Genomic DNA, 19433 nt, shown 5'->3' on the forward strand with positions numbered 1-19433 from the left:
ACAGGTCGAAACCTTCGGCCCAAGCCAAAAACAATAAGTGGAGTTTGCCCCCCATGCCCCCTATCGTTCTGGTGCTTAACGGCCCGAACCTGAACCTGCTCGGCACCCGTGAACCGGCGACCTACGGTCACGAAACCCTGGCCGATATCTCTGCCCTGTGCGGGCGCGCCGCCGAAGAATTCGGCCTGGCCGTGGAGTTTCGCCAGACCAACCACGAAGGCGAACTGCTCGACTGGATTCACGGCGCCCGCCAGCGCTGCGCCGGCATCGTGATCAACCCGGCCGCCTGGACTCACACCTCGGTCGCGATCCGCGACGCTCTGGTCGCCAGCGAATTGCCGGTGATCGAAGTGCACCTGTCCAACGTCCACGCCCGCGAGCCGTTCCGTCATCACTCGTTCGTCTCCGCCATCGCCACCGCCGTGATGTGCGGCTTCGGCAGCCACGGCTATCGCCTGGCCCTGGAACATTTCAGCCAGCGGCTGAAGGGGTGATCCGCATGAATCGCAACAACGTGATACTCGCCGGGCTGATCGGTGCCGGCATCCAGGCCTCCCGCACCCCGGCCCTGCACGAACACGAAGGTGACGAACAGGGCCTGCGTTACCTGTACCGGCTGATCGATCTCGATCAACTGCAACTGGACAGCAACGCCCTGCCCGACCTGCTGCTGGCCGCCGAACGGATGAACTACACCGGGCTGAACATCACCTTCCCGTGCAAGCAGGCAATCATCCCGCTGCTCGATGAATTGTCCCCGGAAGCCCGAGGCATCGGCGCCGTGAACACAGTGGTGCTGAAGGACGGCAAACGCGTCGGCCACAACACCGATTGCCTGGGTTTTGCCGAAGGTTTTCGTCGCGGACTGCCAGACGTCGCCCGCGAACGTGTGGTCCAGATGGGCGCCGGTGGCGCAGGCGCGGCAGTCGCCCACGCCTTGTTGAGCGAAGGCGTACAGCAACTGAGCATTTTTGATGTGGACGTGGAGCGCGCCGAAAGCCTGGCCAACAACCTCAACCAGCATTTCGGCGCTGGCCGGGCGGTTGCCGGGCATGATCTGGCGAGCACACTGAGTCAGGCGAATGGCCTGGTAAACACCACGCCGATGGGCATGGCCAAATTGCCAGGCATGCCCGTGCCGACGGAATTGCTGCGACCCGAGTTGTGGGTAGCGGAGATCGTGTATTTCCCGCTGGAAACCGAACTACTGCGCAACGCCCGCGCCCTGGGTTGCCGAACCCTGGACGGCGGCAACATGGCGGTATTTCAGGCGGTGAAAGCGTTTGAACTGTTCAGCGGCAGAGTGCCGGATGCGCAGCGAATGCTCGCGCATTTTCAAAGCATGAATGGATAAAACCGTGAGGGGGCGACGCCCCCTCGACTTCAGTCACGCTTGCAGGTAGCGCAGCACCGACTCGCAAATCATCTCGCGATGACGCTGCTTGATGCTTTCGTCCGGCAGGTCGATCTGAAAGATCTCACCGAACGTATGGCGGTTCGATACGCGATAGAAGCAGAACGAACTGATCAGCAGATGCACGTCCAGCGCGTCGAGCCCGGCGCGGAACACGCCTTCTTCAGCACCGCGACGCAGAATCTCGCCCAGGGAATCGAGGATGGTGTTGTTCATCGCCTTGATCGCGTCGGAACGCTTCACGTACTCGGCGTTGTGGATGTTTTCGATGCTGACGATCCGCACGAAATCGACGTTGCGATCGTGGTGATCGAAAGTGAATTCCACCAGACGCCGGATCGCTTCCACTGGCGGCAATTCAGCCAGGTGCAGGCGGTTCTCGGTGTTGCGGATATCGCCGTAGAGCTTCTCCAGCACCTCGACGTACAACTGCTCCTTGCTGCCGAAGTAGTAATAGATCATGCGCTTGGAGGTGTGGATGCGCTCGGCGATCGCATCGACGCGAGCGCCGGACAGCCCCTGCTGGACGAACTCGACGATCGCCTCCTGCAGGATATTCTCGCGGGTCTTTTCCGGGTTGTTCTTGCGACTTTTGCGCGGCTCTACCGCGGGTAGAGCGGAAGCTGCGGGAAGTTCTGAAGTCATTGTCATTGCGGGCTCACGGCCATCACTGCACAGGCTGGCGATTATGGGCCGCGCGCCCCAGTGAAGGAAGCCGCGCGGCCGGTGTTTAATCCCGCGTTTACGAATTTCCTACAACTTCGCCTGGCGAACCGCACCACTGCGTGACTTGGCCATCGCCGCCAGCCGCACCGCGACGTTGGCCGCGCCATAACCGGCGTAACCGTTCTTGCGCTGGATGATCTCGAAGAAGAAACGCCCTTCGAACGGCTCGGTGTAGACGTGGAACAACTCGCCGCCCTGCGCATCGCGGTCGTACAGCACGTTGTAGTACGCCAGCTCGCTGAGGAACTCGTCATCGAAATCGAAACGCGCCGCCAGATCGTCGTAATAGTTCAGCGGGATATCCAGCAGCGGTACGCCCGCCTCCTTCGCGCGACTGACTTCGGCGAAGATATCGTCGCAATCGAAGGCAATGTGATGCACCCCGGAGCCGCGATAACTCGACAGCGCGTGTGAGATCGCGGTGTTGCGGTTCTCGGAAATGTTCAGCGGCAGACGGATCGAACTGTCGCGGCTACGCAGGGCACGGCTTTTCACCAGACCGTACGGGTCGGGCAGCACCACTTCATCGTCGGCCTCGAAATCCAGTAGGCTCTTGTAGAACAGCACCCAACTGTCGAGGCTGTCCGCCGGCAGCGCCATGGCCATGTGATCGATGCGCTTGAGGCCGCCACGCGCTACCGCATCCGGCAGCAGATTGAAGTCGGTGCCGTAGACATCCGCCTCCTGATCCACCAGATAAATCAGGCTGCCGTCCGGTGCACGCACCGCCGCCAGCTCCAGTTCGTTGGGGCCGACCAGTCCGCGATACGGCTGACCTTTATAGGCGACGGCGCGGGCCAGCGCACTGGCGCTGTCCTTGACCCGCACGGCGGTGGCGCACAGCGACGGGCCGTGGGCCTCGAAAAAACTGTGACCGAACGAATAGGGTTCAGAGTTGAGGATCAGATTGATATCGCCCTGGCGCAACAGGCTGACGCTCTTGGAACGATGCTGGCCAGCCTTGACGAAACCCAGCCGTTCCAGCCAGTTCGACAGCTTGGCGCCGAGGCTTTCATCCACGGCGAACTCAAGAAACTCGATGCCGTTGTATTCGCTGGCCTTCGGCGTTTCGAAGAGGATGTCGCGGTTATCCACAGGCCGGATTTCCTGCTCCAGACGCTGGCGGGTTTTCTCCTCCAGGTACAGCAGCGAACGCAGACCGTCGGCCGCATTGGCGCGAGGCGGTGCGGCGCGGAAGCCGTCGTTGAAGATTTCCAGCGACAGCGGCCCGGTGTAGCCGCTCTGAATAATTGGTGCGAGGAAGCCCGGCAGATCGAATTCGCCCTGCCCCGGGAAGCAGCGGAAATGCCGGCTCCACTCCAGCACGTCCATCGCCAGGATCGGCGCATCGGCCATCTGCACGAAGAAAATCTTGTCACCGGGAATCTCGGCGATCGCCCGTGGATCGCCCTTGAGCGACAAGGTGTGGAAGCTGTCGAGCAACACGCCGAGGGCCGGGTGATCGGCCTGACGCACGATGTCCCAGACCTGTTGATAAGTATTGACGTGACGGCCCCAGGCCAGCGCTTCATAACCGATGCGCAAGCCACGGGCACCCGCGTGTTCGGCCAGCAGGCGCAGGTCGTCGATGAGGATCTGTTGCTCGCCGAGACTGTCGGGGGAGGCATTGCTGCAGACCAGCACCAGGTCGGTGCCCAGCTCCTGCATCAGGTCGAACTTGCGCTCGGCCCGCTCCAGGTTGCGCTCCAGGCGATCGCGGCGGCAGCCTTCGAAATCGCGGAACGGTTGAAACAGCGTGATGGCAATCCCGAGGTCGGCGCACATCTGCCGGATTTCCCGGGGACTGCCGTCGTAATACAGAAGATCGTTCTCGAAAATCTCCACTCCGTCGAACCCGGCGGCGGCAATGGCTTCGAGTTTTTCCGGCAGGGTTCCGCTCAAGGAGACGGTGGCAATGGATCGCTGCATGTTTCAACTCCCGGTGGAGACGTCGGCTACGAAAATTGCGCCGCTTTTATAGGGTGAGCGAATTATTGGTCCCGGTTTTTCATTGAGCAATTTAAACTGTACTACCCGGTTAGTTTTGCGTGCGATTATCGAACACAATGCCGGTTTGGCGAATTGACGATTTTTCGTCCACTGCCCAACATCCCTTTCACCTTGAGTCCGGAACTGAACCACCGGTCGCAGCGTGCACAAAAAAAGCACACCAAATAACAAATCCAAAAACGGGTGGAACACATGATTCCTTCACAGACTTCCCGCATGGCTCCGGCCATGAGCACTGCCACGGGTGGCATCGGCGACAAGATCCGCGGCGCCATGGCCGTCGGCAAGACCCGTTGGGGCATGCTGGCGCTGGTGTTTTTCGCCACCACCCTCAATTACATCGACCGCGCCGCCCTCGGCGTCATGCAGCCGATCCTTGCCAAGGAAATGAGCTGGACGGCGATGGACTACGCCAACATCAACTTCTGGTTTCAGGTCGGCTACGCGATCGGCTTCGTGCTGCAAGGACGACTGATCGACCGGGTCGGCGTCAAGCGCGTGTTCTTCTGCGCGGTGCTGCTCTGGAGCCTGGCCACCGGTGCCCACGGTCTGGCGACCTCGGCGGTGGGCTTCATGGTCTGCCGGTTCATCCTCGGCCTGACTGAAGCGGCGAACTACCCGGCCTGCGTAAAGACCACGCGCCTGTGGTTCCCGGCCGGCGAGCGCGCCGTGGCCACCGGCATCTTCAACGCCGGCACCAACGTCGGTGCGATGTTCACTCCGATGCTGCTGCCACTGATCCTTCACGTGTGGGGCTGGCAGGCCGCGTTCCTGTGCATGTCGGCGCTGGGCGGGATCTGGCTGCTGTTCTGGGGCCTGAAGTATTTCAACCCTGAAGATCACCCGAGCGTGAAACAGTCGGAGCTGGAATACATCCAGAAAGAAGTCGAACCGGAACAGGCCCGCGTGCCGTTCTCGAAAATCCTGCGCATGCGCGGCACCTGGGCCTTCGCCCTCGCCTACTCGCTGACCGCGCCGGTGTTCTGGTTCTACCTGTACTGGCTGCCGCCGTTTCTCAATCAGCAATACAACCTGGGCATCAACGTCACCCAGATGGGCATTCCGCTGATCATCATCTACGTCACCGCCGACTTCGGCAGCGTGGGCGGCGGGATTCTGTCTTCGTTCCTGATCGGTCGCGGCATGAACTCGATCAAGGCTCGACTGCTGTCGATGTTCCTGTTCGCCTGCTGCATCATTGGTGTGGTCATGGCCGCCGGCTCCGCCAACCTGTGGATCGCGGTTGCCGCCATCTCCCTGGCCATCGGCGCGCATCAGGCCTGGACCGCCAACATCTGGAGCCTGGTGATGGACTACACGCCCAAGCACATGATGAGCACGGTGTTCGGTTTCGGCGGCATGTGCGCGGCGATCGGCGGGATGTTCATGACCCAGATCGTCGGCCACATCCTGACCGTCACCAACAACAACTACACCGTGCTGTTCACTCTGATCCCGGCGATGTACTTCATTGCCCTGACCTGGATGTACTTCATGGCACCGCGCAAGATTCCTACCGTCACTGAGTAGCCTTCCAATACTGAATAACCTTCCTGCACCGACCGGCCTGTTTTCAGGCCGGTTTTGCTTTTAGCGCCGGCTCTGCTGCCACGCTGCCGCCAGCCCGCTGCAACAGATCACCGCGATCCCGATCACCGTCATCAGGGTTGGCGTGTGAGCAAACAGCAACCAGCCCAGCAACCCCGCAAACACGATCTGGCAATAACCGAACGGCGCCAGCAACGCCGGCGCGGCATGGCGGAATGCCTGGGTCAGAAACAGGTGCGCGGTCATTCCGCAACTGCCCAGCGCCAGCATCAACAACGCATGCCCCAGGCTCGGCACCTGCCAGAAGAACGGCACCAGTGCACTCATCACCAGCGTGTTGCACAGCCCGGCGAAAAAGTTGCTGGTGGTCGGGCTGTCGACTTCCGCGAGCTTGCGGGTGAGCAACTGATAGAAGCAGAAAAACAGCGCCGAGCAGAACGGCAACAGAATTGCCGGGGTAAACAAGTCACCGCCCGGATGGACGATGATCAGCACCCCGATGAACCCGCACACCACCGCGATCCACTGACCGCGCGTCACCCGTTCCTTGAGCAGCGGCACCGACAGCGCCGTCACCAGCACCGGCGCAAGAAAGTTGACCGCCGTGGCTTCGGCCAGCGGGATGTACAGCAACGCCGTGGTGAAAAAAAGACTGGTGCCCAGCAGGCACAACGCCCGTGCCAACTGCCACAACGGGCGTTTGGTGCGCAGCACGCGCAGCCCGGACTGCGGCAGGAAAATCCCCGCCATCAGCAGCGTGTGCACCAGATACCGCGCCCACACCACCATCACGATCGGATAAAAACCCGAAAGGTATTTCGACAGCGCGTCGTGGCTGGAGAACAGGAAGGTTGCCACGACAATCAGCAAGATCCCCTTGAAGGGTTGGTTGACGCCGGAAAGCGGAGTGCTGACGGTCATTGGCTCTCTCTGAATGAAAAATAAACGGTGACGAGGACGCAGGCGCCCTCGCCCCTTGAAGCAGACTTAAAGCCGGGCCAACAATTCCCGTGTCCGGTCGATCGCCATTTGCGCCCGCTGCAATCCGCTCACGCCCTGCTCCAGCAATTTGACCGTGGGAATTTCCAGACTCAGGGGAAGGTTAGCCGGAAGACTGTGCAACAACCCGATCAGGTCACAATCGCCCTCGCCGGGAAACCGGCGCTCATTGCGAGCCTGACGCAAGATCTCGGCCATGTCCGTTGGCCTCGGCCCGGCAACATCGCACAACTGTGCGTAGCGCAGCCGCGAAGCCGGCACACCGGCCAGATCTTCCAGCCGCGAACCGGAGCGGTCAAAGTGAAACGCATCCACCAGCACCGCACCGTTTTCGCGCCCGGCGTTGTCGACGACGCGCAATGCCTGTTCGAGATTGCGCGCATCGGTCCACGGCATGAATTCCAGATGCGGATGCAAACCGTAGGGCGCTGCCAGATCGCACAGTGCTGCGAAATGATCGGTGAGCCGCTGTTCGTCAGGATCGTTACCGGCGACCAGCAATTCACTGGCGCCGAACTCCGCGCCAACGCTGAGCAGTGGCTCGAAATCCGCGACCACTGTCTGCGGTTTCAATCGAAGGATTTCCACGTCGAGCACGCCGATTCCGGTGTCACGCAAACGCGCCAGTGTCTGACGCCGCAAATCGCCATCGGCTACCAACGGGAAGTGATACTCCTCGGGCGTCGCCGGCTCCAGGCGCAGGCCGACATGGCTGTAACCGGCACGGGCCGCGACCTCGACCATGTCGGGTGGCGACAATTCGAGGACGGTCAGGCTGGCCAGGGACAGAATTCGCTCGCTCATGGCCGCGCCTCGGCCAATTCCGGTGAAGTGGCGTAGCCAATGCCGATTCGAAGGGGCGGGTTCAAGGTGCGATCCTCTTGTGATTGTTGTGGGAATAGCCACTCCATCGACAATTTAGAACCCGGTTCCAGATTATCCCACCCACCTGATTGAAAAGTGGGCGAACAGCGCACAGCTTTGTTTAAACGAACAACTCCGAGGCCAGGCTGGCTGCCGACAATTCCTCGGTAAACGTCAGTAGCAACGGCGCCAGGTCATGCAATCGCACCCCCGGCATCCGGGCGCTGGGGCCGGCGATGCTGAGCACGCCGATCACCCGGCCATCGGCGGGATGTTTCACTACGGCGGCAATCGCCGAAGTGCCTACCGCCGAACTTTCCTCGACACAGGCATAGCCCTGTTCCCGTGCCACGCGCAGGCGTTCTAGCAGTTCAATATTGGAGCGCGGCGCGTTCGGCCCGATATCCGCCGGCACCTCCGCGCCCTGGCGCTCGACCAGCGACAACGCCTCGGCATCGCTCATGCACGCCAGCCACGCATGGCCCGACGCGGTGTAGAACAGCGGCGCATCGCGGCCCATGTCCGGGTCGTAACGCAGACCGATGCGCGCGCCCTGGGCCTTGGCGATCCAGGTCTGGCGCTCGCCGTCGATCACGCCCAGACGCACCAGCTCACCGGTTTCCTGGGCCAGCCGATCGAGCACCGGCTGCACGATATCGGCACCGCTGCTCGACAGGTACTGAAAGCCCATGGCAACCAGTTTGGTCGACAGGTGATAACGCAACGTTTCCGGATTCTGCCGCACATACCCCAGGCGAATCAGCTCGGCGAGCAAGCGGTGCGTCGCGCTCTTCGGAATGTCCAGTTGCTCGGCCAGGGTCTGCATCGGCAGCCCGCGCGGATCACTGGTGAGGCTTTCCAGCACGCTGAAAACCCGTTCGATTTGACTGCCGGCCATGGTGCGCTCTCGATGAAATTTCGCCGATTCTAGAAGACATCCCGAGGAATGCGAAATCTGGAACCCGGCGTCCGATAACCGCCCACTTTGCGCGTCAGTCAGTTGATCTGCTTCCTCCTCACTGGTTATTTTCTGAAACATGATTCTAAAAATAATTGATTGCTGGAGCCCTTGCTGATGCCTGCCCTTCCCGATATCGACTGCGACGTTCTAGTGGTCGGCTCCGGCGCCGCCGGTTTGTCGGCCGCCGTCACCGCCGCCTGGCATGGCTTGAAGGTCATCGTGGTGGAAAAGGATCCCGTGTTCGGCGGCGCTACCGCGTGGTCCGGCGGCTGGGCATGGGTGCCGTGCAATCCGCTGGCCCGGCGCGCCGGGATCGTTGAAGACGTGGAACTGCCGCGCACCTATCTGCGCCACGAACTCGGCGAGCATTACGACCCAGCCATGATCGACGCCTTCCTTGAGGCCGGCCCGCGTATGGTGGCGTTCTTCGAACAACACACCGCCCTGCAATTCGCCGACGGCAACGCCATCGCCGACATCCACGGTGAAACACCGGGCGCCGGCAACGGCGGACGCTCGGTGATTGCCGCCCCCTATGACGGACGAAAGGTCGGGCGCCTGCTCAAGCGTCTTCGCACAACCATGCGCGAAACATCGTTCATGGGCATGCCGATCATGGCCGGTGCGGACCTGTCGGCGTTTCTCAATCTGACTCGCTCGTTGTCGGCAGCCTGGCACGTGACCCGACGTTTCACTCGCCACCTGCTGGACCTGGCACTGCACGGCCGGGCGATGCAACTGGTCAACGGCGTGGCGCTGGTGGCGCGGCTGGGGAAATCCGCCGAAGACCTCGGCGTTCTGCTGTGGGAGTCGGCACCGGTGACCGAACTGCTGCGCGATGAATCACGCATCACCGGCGCTCGCGTGAACACCACAAAAGGCCCGCTCAATGTCCATGCCCGCAAAGCCGTGGTGCTCGCCGCTGGTGGGTTCGCCAATGACATCGAGCGGCGCAGAGCGTTGTTGCCTCGTACGCCCACCGGTCATGAACATTGGGCGCTGCCACCCTTGGGAGTTAATGGCGACGGCCTGCGACTGGGTGAAACCGTCGGGGGCCGGGTCAACACCGATGTGGCCTCGCCAGTCGCCTGGGCCCCGGTCTCGCAGGTGCCACATTCCGACGGCAGCATCGGCCATTTCCCGCACATCATCGAACGTGGCAAACCGGGCGTCATCGGCGTGCTGCGCAACGGCCAGCGCTTCGTCAACGAAGCCAACGGCTATTACGACTATGTCAGCGCCATGGTCGCTGCAGCTCCCGAAGGCGAAGAGGTCGCGTCCTGGCTGATCTGCACCCGCGCGTTCCAGCGGCGTTACGGGCTCGGCATGTCTCGTCCGTTTCCGGTTCCGGTGTCAGGTTTTATCCGCAGCGGCTATCTGAAAACCGGCAATACCCTTGAGGGATTGGCCACCGCATGCGGCATCGATCCGATCGGTTTACGCGCCACTCTGCATGACTACAACCACCATGCCCGGCACGGCAAAGACCCGTTGTTCGGTCGCGGCTCGACCCCGTACAACCGCAAACAGGGCGATCCGGCACAACAGCCCAACCCGTGCGTGGCCCCTATAGAACAAGGCCCGTTCTACGCGGTGAAGGTGCAGCCTGGTTGCTTCGGCACCTTCGCCGGGCTCAAGGTCAACCCGCATGCACAAGTGCTCGACACCGAAGACCGGCCTATCCCCGGGCTGTACGCCGCCGGTGGCGACATGGCCAGCATCATGGGCGGGCATTACCCGGCGGGCGGGATCAACCTCGGACCGGCGCTGACGTTCGGTTACATCGCCGCCCGGCACATGGCGGGCGTCACGGCTTTCGAACAGGAGATCGACCATGCAGCACATCGTTAACAGACAAGGACTGAACCTGCCAAAACTCGGCCTCGGCACCTGGCCGATGCTTGGCGACGAATGCACCCGCGCCGTGGAGCAAGCGCTGGAACTCGGTTACCGCCACATCGACACGGCAGCCGCCTACAACAACGAAGACGCAGTCGGACAAGCCTTGGCGAATACCCCGACACCCCGCGAGCAGATCCACGTCACCACCAAGGTCTGGTGGGATCAGTTGCAACCGGACGCCATGCGTCACTCGCTGGATCGCAGCCTCAAGGCCTTGCGCAGCGAATATGTCGATCTGTTCATGATCCATTGGCCGACCACTGACTGGGACCTGCCGCACACCCTTGAAACCCTCGCGTCGTTCAAGGAGCAAGGTCTGGCTCGCAACATCGGTGTGGCGAACTTTCCGCTGCCGCTGCTGCGCAAAGTCGTCGAGGAATACGGCATCCCTCTGTCAGCCATCCAGATCGAGTACCACGTCCTGCTCGGACAAAACGCCCTGCTCGACTACGCCCGTCAACACGATCTGGCGCTGACGGCCTACACGCCACTGGCGCGCAACAAGGTCTCGGAGATTCCACAGATTCAGCAGATCGCCGAAAAACACGGCGTGCTGCCGACTCAGATCGCGCTGAAGTGGCTGCTGGATCAGGACAACGTCGCGGCGATTCCCAAGGCCAGCAGCAAGACCAATCAACTGGCCAACCTGGCCTCGCTGAATGTCGAACTGGATGATGACGACCGGGCGCTGATCGCCGCGCTGCCCAAGCGCGAACGTCAGGTCAGCCCGGACTTCGCGCCGGTGTGGGATGCCTTCGACCGCTGATACCTGACCCGGCGAAAGAAATCCGCCGGCGGATTGAATTCCCGGCGCTCCTGCCCGTCAATAACAGGCCCGACCTCGTCACCCCGAGGCCGGGCCTTTGTGCGTGTGTACGAATAGACGGACGACCGGAGTGGCGCCACACTCACACACCAGCAACACTCATCACCACGATCAGACAGAGGATTCCCACATGCTATGGAAAAAAGGCCGACGCAGTGACAACGTCGTCGATGCCCGTGGCGATGACATGGGTGGTGGCGGTGGCATGCGCTTCGGCGGTGGCAAGGGGCTGAGTCTCGGGGCGATCCTGCTGATCGTCGGCATCGGCTGGATCACCGGCCAGGACCCGCTGCAGATTCTCGGCCAGCTCACCGGGCAGATGACCGAACAATCGGCCCCTACTTCGCAAACCCGTCAGGCACCGCCGGCCAACGATGAACAGGCCGAATTCGTGCGCTCGATCCTCGGCGACACCGAAGACACCTGGGGCGCGATCTTCCAGCAGGCCGGCCGGCAATATAAGGATCCGACCCTGGTGCTGTTCAGCAACCGGGTCAATTCCGCCTGCGGTCTGGCGACCTCGGCCACCGGCCCGTTCTATTGCCCGGCGGACCAGAAAGTCTATCTCGACATGGCGTTCTTCCAGGAAATGGCCCAACGCTTCAAGGCCGCCGGCGACTTCGCCCAGGCCTACGTGATCGCTCATGAAGTCGGACACCATGTGCAGACGCTTCTCGGTGTCTCGGCGAAAATTCAGACAGCCCGCCAGCAAGGCCGGCAGATGGAAGGTGACGGCGGACTGCTTGTGCGTCAGGAACTGCAAGCCGATTGTCTGGCCGGGGTCTGGGCCTACAACGCGCAGAAACGCTTGAACTGGCTGGAACCGGGCGACATCGAAGAAGCCTTGAACGCAGCGAACGCCATCGGTGATGATCGCCTGCAACAACAGGGTCAGGGCCGCGTGGTGCCGGACTCGTTTACCCACGGTACGTCGGCGCAAAGGGTGCGCTGGTTCAAAACCGGATTCGCCCAGGGCCAGGTCGGCCAGTGCGATACCTTTGCGGCGAAAAACCTGTAAATGCATAAATGGCTGTTGGCTTTACTGTTCATCGGCGGCACCGCCCAAGCGGCCGGCGTCGACGCAATCAGTCCCGGGCGCCTGCAATTGCAGGCCGGCGAAATGGCGGTGGGCATCGGCCCGGCGCCGGCGAAAATCGAGCGCGTGCTGATCGTCATTCATGGCCGTCTGCGTAACGCCGAGACCTATCGCAAAAGCGGTGAAGTCGCGGCGGAACTGGCCGGGCAAACCGCCAACACCCTGGTGATCGCCCCGCAGTTTCTCAACGAAAGCGATGTGTCGCTCTACTCGTTACCCGCCAGCGTGCTGCGCTGGCAAGGCAACGACTGGATGGGCGGCGGGTTATCCACAGGGCCGAACCCGCTGAGTTCCTACGCCGCACTGGACGAAATCGTCGGGCGGCTGAGCGATCGCAAGCAGTTTCCAGACGTGAAGCAGATCGTGATCTTCGGTCACTCCGGCGGCGCGCAGGTGGTGCAGCGTTATGCGCTGCTGGCCCAGGAACAACCGGCGCTCAAGACCGAAGGCATTCGCTTGCGCTACGTGGTCGCCAACCCGTCGTCCTACGCCTACTTCAATGAGCAACGCCCCGTGGCCTTCGATCATGCGAAGTGTCCGGGTTTCAACCGCTGGAAGTACGGACTGATGGACCCGCCGATCTACTCGGGTGGGCAAACGCCCGCGCAGCTTGAAGGCCGTTACGTCAAACGCGAGGTAATTTATCTGCTGGGCCAGCAGGACACCGACCCGCAACATCCGGCGCTGGACAAGAGTTGCGCCGCCAAAGCCCAAGGGGCATATCGACTGGAGCGCGGGAAGCTGTTTTTCGGTTACTTGCTGCGTCGTCACCCTGAAGGGGTCAATCAGCGACTGATCGAAGTGCCCGGCGTCGGGCATAACGGCGACGGCATGCTGACCTCGCCGGAAGGCCAGAAAGCACTGTTCGAGCAATAAAAAACGGGGGCCGAAGCCCCCGTTTCTTTTCAGGCGAACAACATCCGCCGCAACTCCACACAATCCTTCGCATGCCAGTCGGTCAGCTCCGGCCACGGATTATCCGGCAGGTTTACCAGCACCGTGTGCGCCCCCGCGGCCCGGCCGCAATCAAGATCAAACCGGTAATCACCGACCATCACCATCTCGCTCGCCGGCACTTGCCAGGCCTCGGCCAGTTTCAGCAGGCCACCGGGATGCGGTTTTGGCTGTGCTTCATCACGACCCAGCACATCCTCCACCGCAAAACAGTCAGCCAGGCCGATGGCCTCCAGCGTCACATGGGCCAGCTCCCGCGCATTGCGGGTCAGGATACCGAGGCGATAGCCCCGGGCGTGCAGGTCGCGCACCAGCTCCACGGCACCGACCGCCGGGGTCGAGCCGAGCGCCAGATCGCGTTCATGTTCCAGCAGCCACGCATGTTTCGCCGCTGCTTCCTCGGCCGGCAACGCCGCGAGGTGGGTGAGGATGTCATCCTCCGGCGGGATCGCCAGCGCCACGCGAATCGCCGCGAAGTCGTGCACGGCGACGGTCAGGGTGCCGTCCATGTCGAACACCCAGTGCCGCACCTCCGCCAGACTCATGCCCAGTCCTTGCGATGACGGATCAGGCCTTCCTGGGTCACCGACGCCACCAGTTGCCCGGCGCGGTTGAACACGCTGCCACGGGAGAACCCGCGAGAGTTGCCGGCCCATGGGCTGTCCATGGCGTAGAGCAACCAGTCATCGGCGCGCAGATCGTTGTGGAACCACAATGCGTGGTCGAGGCTGGCGACCTGCATGTCTTTCTGCCAGACCGATTTGCCGTGGGGCAGCATCGAGGTGGTCAGCAGACCGAAGTCCGAGGCGTAGGCCAGCAGATATTTGTGCAGCGCTGGAATATCGGCCAACGCGCCGTCGGCACGGAACCACACGTACTTGATCGGGTCCGCCGGTTGCGGGTTGTACGGGTCTTTTTCAGTGACCGGGCGCACTTCGATCGGCTTCGGGCACAGCAGCTTTTCGCGCATGTGTTCCGGGATCAGGTGCGCACGTTGCTGGGTCAGTTCCAGCTCCGACGGCAGGTTTTCCGGGCCGACCACTTGCGGCATCTGGCTCTGGTGTTCAAAGCCTTCTTCGTCGTACTGAAACGAAGCGCTGCAGGTGAAAATCGGGTGGCCCTTCTGGATCGCGGTCACGCGGCGGGTGCTGAAACTGCCGCCGTCACGCACGCGGTCCACCGAGTAGACCACCGGCAACTTGGCATCGCCAGGACGCAGGAAATAACCGTGCATCGAATGCACATGACGCGCTTCTTCAACGGTCTGACTGGCCGCCGACAGCGACTGGCCGAGCACCTGGCCGCCGAACAACTGGCGAAAGCCCAGATCCTGACTGCGACCACGGAACAGGTTTTCCTCGATCGGTTCGAGGGTCAGCAGATCCACCAGATCTTCCAACACTTGGCTCATTCAGACTCTCCTCACACAACGCTATGCCGCGCAGTCCTGACTGCGGCGGCCAATTCAGATTCTGGCGCGAGCCAATGATCGCGCCATTGTAAACGTCCGTGTCGGCTTAGCCATGCAAGGTCTGCAGCCATTGCTCCCGGGTGATGCGGTACAACACATGTCGACGCAACGGATGGTCGACCGCCAGTTTCGGGTGATCAAAATCGTCGGCTGGATCGTGATGCATGCCGATCGCCTGCATGACTTTTTCCGACGGCAGATTGCTCTGCGCGGTGAAAGACACGATCTCCTTCAGGGCCAACCGGTCAAAACCGCAGCGCAGCGCGGTCCACGCCGCCTCGCTGGCATATCCAAGGCCCCAGTGATCCTTGGCCAGCCGCCAACCGATTTCCACCGCGGGTGTGAACGGCGCATCGAAGCCGACCACGCCGAGCCCGGTAAAACCGATGAACTCGCCGCTGTCCTTGCGCTCCAGCGCCCACAGGCCGTAACCGTGCTCGGCGAAATGTCCGCGCACCCGGCCGATCAGCGCGGCGCTTTCCAGCCGGCTCAAGGGCGCGGGGAAGTAGCGCATCACCTGCGGGTCGGCGCACATTGCCGCGAACGCCGGCAAATCCTCGTCCTGCCATTGGCGCATCAGCAGCCTTGCGCTTTCCAGCTCCAGTATCGGTTCCATCCCGCCCCTCCGCTTGATGCCGTCAGTCTACATCGCTGTTAGGCTTTGCACTCTTTCCTGCAGCCTTTATGAATAGTCCACCATGCCGTTGCCGCTGATCTACCACGAAGACTACAGCCCGGAATTCCCGGCGGAACACCGCTTCCCCATGGACAAGTTCCGCCTGCTGCGCGATCACCTGGTGGACAGCGGCCTGACCCGCGACGAAGACCTGCTGCGCCCTGAACTGTGCCCTGCCGACATTCTCGCCCTGGCCCATGACCGCAGTTATATCGAGCGCTACATGAGTGGCGAGTTGTCCCGCGAAGACCAGCGGCGCCTCGGTCTGCCGTGGAACGAAGCGCTGGCCCGACGCACGGTGCGGGCGGTCGGCGGTTCGATTCTCGCGGCAGAGAAAGCCCTGGAACATGGCCTGGCCTGTCACCTCGCCGGTGGCACCCATCACGCCCACTACGATTACCCCGCCGGGTTCTGCATCTTCAATGACCTGGCGATCATCAGCCACTACCTGCTGCAAAGCGGCCGGGTGAACCGGGTGCTGATCTTCGACTGCGACGTGCATCAGGGCGACGGCACTGCACGAATTCTGCACAACACCCCGGAAGCGATCACCGTTTCCCTGCACTGCGAGAAGAACTTTCCTGCACGCAAGGCCGAAAGCGACTGGGACATTCCGCTGCCCAACGGCATGGGCGACGCCGACTACTTGAAGGTTGTCGATGACGCGCTCAACTATCTGCTGCCGCTGTATCAGCCGGATCTGGTGCTGTACGACGCCGGCGTCGACGTGCACAAGGACGACGCCCTCGGTTATCTGCAACTGACCGACGAAGGCGTCGCCGCCCGCGATGAAAGCGTGATGCGCCACTGCCTGGGCCGCGACATCCCGGTGGTCGGGGTGATCGGCGGCGGTTACAGCAAGGATCGCCACGCCCTCGCCCGCCGTCACGGGATCCTGCATCACAGTGCGCAGCGCGTCTGGCAGTCATCGGGTTGTCATTGAGTTGTGCTGCGTTACCCACAATGGCTGTGGAACGGCCTGTGGATAACCTGAGCGAAAGGGACTACAGCCCATGCTGAACATGGCCTGCAGCGCACTGGTTGTTTTTTGATCAGACCTGACGAGGGTCGCTGCTGCTAGAATGCGCGGCTTATTCCGCCACGCTATTGCCGCTGCCATGACCCAGACTTCCGCCGCCCCTTCCGCTCACGTCGCCATCATCGGCGGTGGCCCCGCCGGCCTGATGGCCGCCGAAGTGCTGAGCCAGGGCGGAGTCCGCGTCGACCTGTACGACGGCATGCCCTCGGTGGGCCGCAAGTTCCTACTGGCCGGGGTCGGCGGCATGAACATCACCCATTCCGAAGCCTGGCCGGCCTTCCTCTCGCGCTACGCCGAACGCGCCCCGAACATCGCCCCGCTGCTGCGAGCGTTCGACGCCGACGCACTGTGCCGCTGGATCCATGAACTGGGCATCGAAACCTTCATCGGCAGCTCCGGCCGGGTGTTCCCCACCGACATGAAAGCCGCACCGCTGCTGCGCGCCTGGCTCAAGCGCCTGCGCGACAGCGGCGTGGTTATCCACACCCGCCACCGCTGGCTCGGCTGGGATGAAAACGGGGCGCTGCGCATCGACAGCCCGGAAGGCGAGAAAACCCTCAACCCCGACGCCACCTTGCTCGCCCTCGGCGGCGGCAGCTGGTCGCGGCTTGGCTCCGACGGCGCGTGGATGCTGCCGCTGGAGCAGCGCGGTGTAGGCCTGGCGCCGTTGCAGCCGAGCAATTGCGGCTTCGAGGTGCAGGCCTGGAGCGAAGTGATGGTCAGCAAATTCGCCGGCGCGCCGCTGAAAAATATCGCCATCGGTTTGAACGACGACGTCCCTCGTCTGGGTGAATGCGTGATTACCGCGACCGGCATCGAGGGCAGCCTGATCTACGCGCTGTCGGCGCCGATTCGTGAGGCGATCAATGTGCACGGTGCCGCGACCATTCACATCGACCTGCTGCCCGGCCGCCCTGTGGATAAATTGCAGGCGGCACTAAGCAAACCACCGGGTTCGCGCTCGATGGCCAAGCACCTGCACAGTCAGGTGGGGATTGATGGGGTGAAAGCGGCGCTGTTGCGAGAACTCACTGATGCTGCAACGTTTGCCGATCCGGCGTTGTTGGCCCGGGCGATCAAAGCCTTGCCGCTGACGCTGGTGAAAACCCGGCCGCTGGATGAGGCGATCAGCAGTGCCGGCGGGGTGACGTTCGAGGCGATGGATGAGCGGATGATGCTCAAGGCGTTGCCGGGGGTGTTCTGTGCGGGGGAGATGCTGGATTGGGAAGCACCGACGGGTGGGTATTTGCTGACGGCGTGTTTTGCCAGTGGCCGGGCGGCGGGGTTGGGAATGCTGGACTGGTTACGACGTAAAAGCTGAGTCGCCCTCACCCCTCACCCCAGCCCTCTCCCGGAGGGAGAGGGAGCCGACCGCGGTGTCTGGCGTCATACATCGACCTGAAAGACCGAGCCGATTATGGATTCATCGATTAAGTGCTCTTTAAGTCCAGAGGTCGACTCGGTATTTCAGGTCGGCGTAACTCGCAAAAACAACTCCGTCAGTCCCCTCTCCCCCCGGGAGAGGGTTAGGGTGAGGGGGCTTTTGATCTTTAAGGCAATCTTTAAGGCTTACGCTTGCGCGGCCCGGTATTGAACACCGGCACCTTGCGCACAGGCTTGATCGAAGGCTCCGGCGCCTGAGTCTCGCCGCTGTCCACCCACTTGCCCAGATTGCGCTTGCCACCACCGCCACCGGAAGCTTTCGGCTTTTTCGGTTTCTTCGGCTTCTTGATCACCTGGCCACTGGCATCGGTGTCCGGCACGCGGTGCTCGGGCACGAAATCCGGCTCAATCTCACGCTTCAATGTGCTGCGAGTCAGCATTTCAATCGCCGACAACATGTTCACTTCATCGGCACACACCAGCGAAATCGCCTCACCGGTCGAACCCGCGCGACCAGTGCGGCCGATACGGTGAATGTAATCCTCGGCCACGATCGGCAGATCAAAGTTGACCACCAGCGGCAGGTCTTCGATATCCAGACCACGGGCCGCCACGTCGGTGGCCACCAGAATCTGCACTTCGCTCAGTTTGAAACGGTCCAGTGCCCGCTGCCGGGTCGCTTGCGGCTTGTCGCCGTGGATGCCGTCGGCGTTCACGCCCAGGCCTTGGAGTTTCTCGACCAGCGCGTCCACACCATTACGGGTCTTGGCGAACACCAGCACCTGCTTCCACTTGTTCTTGCGCATCAAGTGCACGAACAGTTTCGGCTTGCGCTTCTTGTCCACCGTCACCACCCATTGCTTGACAGTGTTGGCGGCCACGTTGCGCGGGCTGACTTCGATGCTCTGCGGATCGTTGAGCATCTGCCCGGCCAGCAGGCGGATGTCATCGGAGAAGGTCGCGGAGAACAGCAGTGTCTGGCGTTTCTTCGGCAGCGCGCGGTAAATGTTCGCCAGCTCTTCGGAAAAGCCCAGGTCAAGCATGCGGTCGGCTTCGTCCAGCACCAGAGCCTGCAACTGGTTGAATTTCAGCGCGTTCTGGCGGAACAGGTCGAGCAAACGGCCTGGGGTCGCGACCAACAGATCGACGCCGCCACGCAGCTTCATCATTTGCGGGTTGATGCTGACGCCGCCGTACACCGCGTAAGTGCGCAATGGCAGGTTTTCTGCGTACTGACGCACGGCTTCGTGGACCTGCTCGGCCAGCTCGCGGGTCGGCACCAGAATCAGCGCGCGCACCGAGTTGGCGGTGACTTTCGGCCCTTCCATCGCCAGCAGTTGCAGCAGCGGCAAGGCGAAACCGGCGGTCTTGCCGGTGCCGGTCTGGGCCGCGGCCATCAGGTCACGACCGGCCAGCACAGCCGGAATGGCTTGGGCCTGCACCGGCGTCGGGGTCTGGTAGCCGAGCTTCTCGAGGGAGCGCAGCAAGGGTTCGATCAGGCCAAGGGTGGCGAAAGTCATGGGAGTACCGTAGGAAAAATCAGAGCATGTGTGCGATGGCGCGC

General features: G+C 62.2%; 18 protein-coding genes. 9 read left to right on the forward strand and 9 right to left on the reverse strand.

The genetic code is table 11. From position 1 onward, the window contains the following. The first annotated feature begins 53 nt into the window (after window positions 1-53). The gene (gene aroQ, locus QRN46_RS24210) at window positions 54-494 is read left to right on the forward strand and encodes a type II 3-dehydroquinate dehydratase (RefSeq protein WP_011336043.1); all 441 of its coding nucleotides are present in this window, start codon (window positions 54-56) and stop codon (window positions 492-494) included. 5 nt (window positions 495-499) lie between these two features. Continuing rightward, the gene (locus tag QRN46_RS24215) at window positions 500-1354 is read left to right on the forward strand and encodes a shikimate dehydrogenase (protein WP_011336044.1); all 855 of its coding nucleotides are present in this window, start codon (window positions 500-502) and stop codon (window positions 1352-1354) included. 33 nt (window positions 1355-1387) lie between these two features. On the opposite strand, the gene QRN46_RS24220 is transcribed toward QRN46_RS24215, so the two are convergent. Together QRN46_RS24220 and quiC are read right to left on the reverse strand one after the other, a co-directional pair. Continuing rightward, entirely contained in the window at window positions 1388-2065 is a 678-nt protein-coding gene (locus tag QRN46_RS24220) for a TetR/AcrR family transcriptional regulator (protein ID WP_011336045.1), read from the reverse strand. A 102-nt stretch (window positions 2066-2167) separates the two neighbouring features. Beyond that, the gene (gene quiC / locus QRN46_RS24225; RefSeq protein WP_011336046.1) at window positions 2168-4069 is read right to left on the reverse strand and encodes a 3-dehydroshikimate dehydratase QuiC; all 1902 of its coding nucleotides are present in this window, start codon (window positions 4067-4069) and stop codon (window positions 2168-2170) included. A 273-nt stretch (window positions 4070-4342) separates the two neighbouring features. Here quiC and QRN46_RS24230 point away from each other — a divergent pair, with 273 nt between their 5' ends. After that, window positions 4343-5680, forward strand: coding sequence for an MFS transporter (locus QRN46_RS24230; RefSeq protein ID WP_007958787.1), 1338 nt, complete (start codon window positions 4343-4345; stop codon window positions 5678-5680). A 60-nt stretch (window positions 5681-5740) separates the two neighbouring features. On the opposite strand, the gene QRN46_RS24235 is transcribed toward QRN46_RS24230, so the two are convergent. The 3 genes from QRN46_RS24235 to QRN46_RS24245 all read right to left on the reverse strand — a co-directional run bounded on the left by QRN46_RS24235 (window position 5741) and on the right by QRN46_RS24245 (window position 8459). Beyond that, window positions 5741-6619 (reverse strand): DMT family transporter, encoded by an 879-nt coding sequence (locus QRN46_RS24235; protein ID WP_039771776.1) that lies wholly within the window; start codon window positions 6617-6619, stop codon window positions 5741-5743. A 66-nt stretch (window positions 6620-6685) separates the two neighbouring features. After that, entirely contained in the window at window positions 6686-7501 is an 816-nt protein-coding gene (locus QRN46_RS24240) for a sugar phosphate isomerase/epimerase family protein (RefSeq protein ID WP_201818722.1), read from the reverse strand. 181 nt (window positions 7502-7682) lie between these two features. Beyond that, the gene (locus QRN46_RS24245) at window positions 7683-8459 is read right to left on the reverse strand and encodes an IclR family transcriptional regulator (protein ID WP_201818724.1); all 777 of its coding nucleotides are present in this window, start codon (window positions 8457-8459) and stop codon (window positions 7683-7685) included. A gap of 177 nt (window positions 8460-8636) precedes the next feature. Between QRN46_RS24245 and QRN46_RS24250 the strand changes: the two genes are divergently transcribed. The 4 genes from QRN46_RS24250 to QRN46_RS24265 all read left to right on the forward strand — a co-directional run bounded on the left by QRN46_RS24250 (window position 8637) and on the right by QRN46_RS24265 (window position 13222). Continuing rightward, window positions 8637-10373: an FAD-dependent oxidoreductase gene (locus QRN46_RS24250; protein WP_285357726.1), complete on the forward strand. Its 1737-nt coding sequence runs from the start codon at window positions 8637-8639 to the stop codon at window positions 10371-10373. Further along, window positions 10357-11190, forward strand: a complete 834-nt coding sequence (locus QRN46_RS24255) for an aldo/keto reductase (protein ID WP_201818728.1) — start codon at window positions 10357-10359, stop codon at window positions 11188-11190. Before QRN46_RS24250 ends, QRN46_RS24255 begins: the two co-directional genes overlap by 17 nt. Before the next feature lie 190 nt (window positions 11191-11380). Next, window positions 11381-12268, forward strand: coding sequence for a KPN_02809 family neutral zinc metallopeptidase (ypfJ, locus tag QRN46_RS24260; protein ID WP_039771788.1), 888 nt, complete (start codon window positions 11381-11383; stop codon window positions 12266-12268). Continuing rightward, entirely contained in the window at window positions 12269-13222 is a 954-nt protein-coding gene (locus QRN46_RS24265) for an alpha/beta fold hydrolase (RefSeq protein ID WP_201818732.1), read from the forward strand. It begins immediately after the preceding gene. A gap of 29 nt (window positions 13223-13251) precedes the next feature. On the opposite strand, the gene QRN46_RS24270 is transcribed toward QRN46_RS24265, so the two are convergent. The 3 genes from QRN46_RS24270 to QRN46_RS24280 all read right to left on the reverse strand — a co-directional run bounded on the left by QRN46_RS24270 (window position 13252) and on the right by QRN46_RS24280 (window position 15387). Then, the gene (locus QRN46_RS24270) at window positions 13252-13845 is read right to left on the reverse strand and encodes an HAD family hydrolase (RefSeq protein WP_201818734.1); all 594 of its coding nucleotides are present in this window, start codon (window positions 13843-13845) and stop codon (window positions 13252-13254) included. Continuing rightward, the gene (gene tesB / locus QRN46_RS24275; RefSeq protein WP_039771793.1) at window positions 13842-14711 is read right to left on the reverse strand and encodes an acyl-CoA thioesterase II; all 870 of its coding nucleotides are present in this window, start codon (window positions 14709-14711) and stop codon (window positions 13842-13844) included. Before tesB ends, QRN46_RS24270 begins: the two co-directional genes overlap by 4 nt. Before the next feature lie 106 nt (window positions 14712-14817). Next, complete coding sequence (locus QRN46_RS24280) at window positions 14818-15387, reverse strand: GNAT family N-acetyltransferase (protein ID WP_285357732.1); 570 nt, start codon at window positions 15385-15387, stop codon at window positions 14818-14820. A gap of 82 nt (window positions 15388-15469) precedes the next feature. Between QRN46_RS24280 and QRN46_RS24285 the strand changes: the two genes are divergently transcribed. After that, window positions 15470-16390: a histone deacetylase family protein gene (locus QRN46_RS24285; protein WP_285357735.1), complete on the forward strand. Its 921-nt coding sequence runs from the start codon at window positions 15470-15472 to the stop codon at window positions 16388-16390. Between the two features lie 175 nt (window positions 16391-16565). Beyond that, on the forward strand, window positions 16566-17807 hold the full coding sequence (locus QRN46_RS24290) for a TIGR03862 family flavoprotein (protein ID WP_285357738.1): 1242 nt from the start codon (window positions 16566-16568) through the stop codon (window positions 17805-17807). Between the two features lie 241 nt (window positions 17808-18048). Here QRN46_RS24290 and rhlE1 read toward each other — a convergent pair whose 3' ends face one another. Continuing rightward, a complete protein-coding gene (gene rhlE1, locus QRN46_RS24295; RefSeq protein WP_285357740.1) occupies window positions 18049-19389 on the reverse strand; it encodes an RNA helicase RhlE1 in 1341 nt (446 codons plus the stop codon). Window positions 19390-19433: the final 44 nt, after the last annotated feature.

Origin of the sequence: Pseudomonas sp. lyk4-R2A-10 (assembly GCF_030209075.1) — a bacterium.
Classification (GTDB): domain Bacteria; phylum Pseudomonadota; class Gammaproteobacteria; order Pseudomonadales; family Pseudomonadaceae; genus Aquipseudomonas; species Aquipseudomonas glycinae.